Source organism: Streptomyces roseochromogenus subsp. oscitans DS 12.976, from assembly GCF_000497445.1.
In the GTDB taxonomy this organism is placed as follows: Bacteria; Actinomycetota; Actinomycetes; order Streptomycetales; family Streptomycetaceae; genus Streptomyces; species Streptomyces oscitans.
This window is the reverse complement of record NZ_CM002285.1, coordinates 8,948,232-8,951,630: the sequence shown is the minus strand read 5'-3', so window position 1 is coordinate 8,951,630 and position 3,399 is coordinate 8,948,232. Positions and strand designations below refer to the sequence as shown.

General features: G+C 73.6%; 4 protein-coding genes and 1 pseudogene. All 5 read right to left on the bottom strand.

The features are described 5' to 3' along the window. Positions 1 to 192: spherulation-specific family 4 protein (locus M878_RS000000100700; protein ID WP_245238309.1), on the bottom strand; the 192-nt coding region annotated here is incomplete at its 3' end. Beyond that, a complete protein-coding gene (locus M878_RS88430) occupies positions 162 to 1,061 on the bottom strand; it encodes an NAD-dependent epimerase/dehydratase family protein (protein WP_023553211.1) in 900 nt (299 codons plus the stop codon). The genes M878_RS000000100700 and M878_RS88430, both read right to left, overlap by 31 nt. Positions 1,062 to 1,068: 7 nt before the next feature. Continuing rightward, entirely contained in the window at positions 1,069 to 1,782 is a 714-nt protein-coding gene (locus tag M878_RS88425) for a nucleotidyltransferase family protein (RefSeq protein WP_023553210.1), read from the bottom strand. Between the two features lie 39 nt (positions 1,783 to 1,821). Next, the gene (locus tag M878_RS88420) at positions 1,822 to 2,823 is read right to left on the bottom strand and encodes a GDP-mannose 4,6-dehydratase (RefSeq protein WP_023553209.1); all 1,002 of its coding nucleotides are present in this window, start codon (positions 2,821 to 2,823) and stop codon (positions 1,822 to 1,824) included. Between the two features lie 30 nt (positions 2,824 to 2,853). Further along, positions 2,854 to 3,399 (bottom strand): annotated as a pseudogene (locus M878_RS000000100695) (hypothetical protein); the annotation flags it as partial.

The window sequence follows — 3,399 nt, the reverse complement described above, 5'->3', positions numbered from 1 at the left end:
GTGCAGCGCCCGGGCGGCCGCGGTGAACGCGGGGTCCGGGGCGGTGCCGGGTCCGCTCGCCGGGTTGAGGACGACCGCGTGGATGCGGGCGGCCGCCGTGATCAGCCGGTGCCAGGCGCCGGGGTCCTCGGCCGGGTGCACATACAGCGGGATGAGCAGGCTCACGGCATGGCCTCCGTCGTGGCCGACCACAGCGCGGTGAGCGCGTCGTCGAGGGTGTGGGCCGGCCGCCAACCGAGGGCCCGGGCCGCGGCGGAGATGTCCGAGCACTGCCACGACACCCGGGCGGAGCGCGCCGAGCCGTCCGCGTTCTCCTCCCACCGCCCGCTGAATCCCGCCCGTCGGGCCAGTCCTTCCGCCAACTCCCCCACCGCTACGGCCGTTCCCCCGCCGATGTTGAGAACGGGCGGCAGAGGTCCGGGCGTTGTGACCGCGAGGACCACCGCCCGGGCGACGTCGCGTACGTCGACGAAGTCGCGGTGCGCGGACAGGTCCCCGAGCCGCAGGACCGCCTCCGGGTTCGGCCCGGCCGTACGGAGCAGTGAGGCCAGCCGGCCGGGCAGGCTCGCCACGGGCGCGCCGGGGCCCACCGGGTTGCCGACGCGGAGCACCACCGCGTCCAGGGCGGAGGCGGTGATCGCGACGGTGCCGGCGAGCTTGGTCGCGCCGTAGAGGGTGACCGGGCAGGCGGGCGCCGACTCGGTGACCGGGGTGCCGGGGACTCCGGGGCCGTACTCGGCGGCCGAGCCCAGGTGCACCAGACGCGCCGTGGGAGCCGCCTCGCGCAGCGCGGCGCACAGCACGGCGGGGCCGCGGGCGTTGACCTCGGCCAGCGTCACCGGGTCGCCGCCGGTCACGCCCGCGCAGTTGACCACGGCGTCGGGCGCGGCCGCCGCCAGGGTCTTCGCGAGCCGCTCGACCGGGTCGGCGGCGAGGTCGACGCCGAACCCGTCGGTGGAGGAACGGTCGGCGGCGAGGATCCGCGCCCCCGGCAGGGCGCGCAGCCGCACGGCCACATGGCGGCCCAGATATCCGGTGCCGCCCAGGACGAGAATGCGCATACGGTCCTCAGGCTCCCTTGAGCAGCAGGGACTTGCGGCTGGTGAACTCGGCGTTGGCCCGGTCGTAGTCGTCGGGGCGGCCGATGTCCAGCCAGTAGCCGTCGAACTCGTAGGCGTACGGCGGGTTATGGTCCCTCAGCAGGTCGAGGACGAGTTCGTCGAAGCCGAGCGGCAGACCCGGCGTGTAGCCGTCGAGAGTGGCGCGGCTGAGGCCGTAGACCCCCATGGAGACCCGGTAGTCCATGCTGGGCTTCTCGGTGAAGGCGACGACCTTGCTCGCGTCCGTGGTGAGGACGCCGAAGTCGATGTGCACCTTGCGGGCATAGGTGCAGATGGTCAGCGGCGCGCCCGACGCCTGGTGGCGGCGCAGCACGTCGGCGTAGTCGAGGTCGGTGAGGACATCGCCGTTCATCACGAGAAACGTCTCGGGCAGCCGGTCTCTGAGGCCCAGCAGAGGGCCCATGGTGCCGAGCGGGCTGTCCTCGGTGGCGTAGTCGACCGCCATGCCCCACTGGGAGCCGTCGCCGACGTAGGCGCGGATGATCTCGCCGAGGTGGCCGATCGCGAGGGTGCAGTGGGTGAAGCCGGCCGCCGACAGCTGGCGCAGCACGATCTCCAGGATGGCGTGCTGGTCGCCGATGGGGACGAGCGGCTTGGGCAGCGCGGTGGTGTAGGGCCGCAGCCGGACGCCCTTGCCTCCCGCCAGGATCACTGCGTGCATGGGCTTCTCCTTCGAAGAAGACGTGACGTGCCGGAGGGGTCAGATGTTGTAGATGCCGGTCTTGTAGCGGGCCAGGTTGGCCGGGTCGCGGAAGAACTCCGCGGTGTGCGCGAGGCCCTGCTCCAGGGTGTGGGCGGGCTGCCAGCCGGTGGCCCGGTGGAGCCGGGTGGCGTCGGCGACGAGCCGCAGCACCTCGGAGTTCGCGGGCCGGATGCGTGCCGGGTCCGCGCGGACGTCGAGCGCGGTGTCCATGACCTTGCCGATCAGCGCGACGAGGTCGCCGACCGAGATCTCGCCGCCCGTACCGGCGTTGAAGGTGCGTCCGACGACCTGCTCGGCGGGCGCGGTGCCGACCGCGAGGAACGCCCGCGCGGTGTCCTTGACGAAGGTGAAGTCGCGGGTGGGCCGCAGATCGCCGAGGGTGAGGGTGCGCTCCCCCGCCGCGACCTGGCCGATGACGGTGGGGATGACCGCGCGCATCGACTGGCGCGGGCCAAAGGTGTTGAACGGCCTGAGCGTTACCACCGGGGTGCCGAAGCTCGCGTGGTAGCTGTCGGCCAGCCGGTCCCCGCCGGCCTTCGAAGCGGCGTACGGAGACTGGGTGTTGATGGGGTGGTCCTCGGTGATCGGCACGGTCTGCGCGGTGCCGTAGGTCTCGCTGGTGGAGGTGTGCACGAGCCGGGGTGTGCCGAGCGCGCGCACGGCTTCGAGGACGTTGAGGGTGCCGGTGACGTTGGTCTCCACGTAGCTGTGCGGGGCCCGGTAGGAGTACGGGATCGCGATGAGGGCCGCCAAGTGGTAGGCCACGTCGGCGCCTTCGAGCAGTCCGCGGACCGAGCCGGGGTCGCGGACGTCACCGAGGACGATCTCCACGTGGTCGAGGACGTCCGGGGCGAGGGTCTCCAGCCAGCCGTAGGAGGAGAAGGAGTTGTACTGGGCCATGGCTCTGACCCGGTGTCCCGAGGCCACGAGGGCCTCGGTGAGGTGGGAGCCGATGAATCCCTCGGCCCCGGTGACGGCGGCGAGCGGTGCGGGGGTCAACTGGTCGGTCCTTCCGATGGGTTGGTCGAGTCAGGCGTGCCGGGCGGGCCGGCCGAGCAGCCGCAGCGCGCGGGCCACGAGGCACAGGGCCGCGGCGCCGCAGGACAGGGGCAGCGCGACCGGGCCCGTCGGCAGGCGCAGCAGCGTGACCGCGCCGGCGAAGGCCGCCGCGGCCAGACAGATCGCGGCCGGCGGCCAGGCATCGCCGAACGCCTGGAGCAGCAGCGCGGTCCACAGCGTGGCCGCGAGCGGGAGCAGGGCGGCCGGTGCGGCGCCGAGGAGGAGGGCGGCGGGCAGCAGCGGCAGGAGATAGCCGAGCAGACACAGGGCGAGGACGGCGGCCGAGCGCAGCCGGAATCCGGCGGGCGTGGCGGTGGCGCGCAGAGCGCCCACCGACAGCCCCCGGTAGCGGTACAGCAGCCATTCGGCGGGCCCCATGCTGACGGTCAGCACGATGACGGCGTAGGGCTCGCGCCACCCCTCCAGCAGCACGAGCAGGCCCGCGGCCAGCCCGAACAGCCCGTACGGCAGGGACGCCGGCAGCGGCGGCCGCGCACCGTCGGCCGCGGCGGGGAC

Coding starts and splice junctions, on each gene's coding strand:
- M878_RS88425 (WP_023553210.1), bottom strand. CDS start 1,782: ATGCACGCAGTGATCCTGGCGGGAGGCAAGGGCGTCCGGCTGCGGCCC.
- M878_RS88430 (WP_023553211.1), bottom strand. CDS start 1,061: ATGCGCATTCTCGTCCTGGGCGGCACCGGATATCTGGGCCGCCATGTG.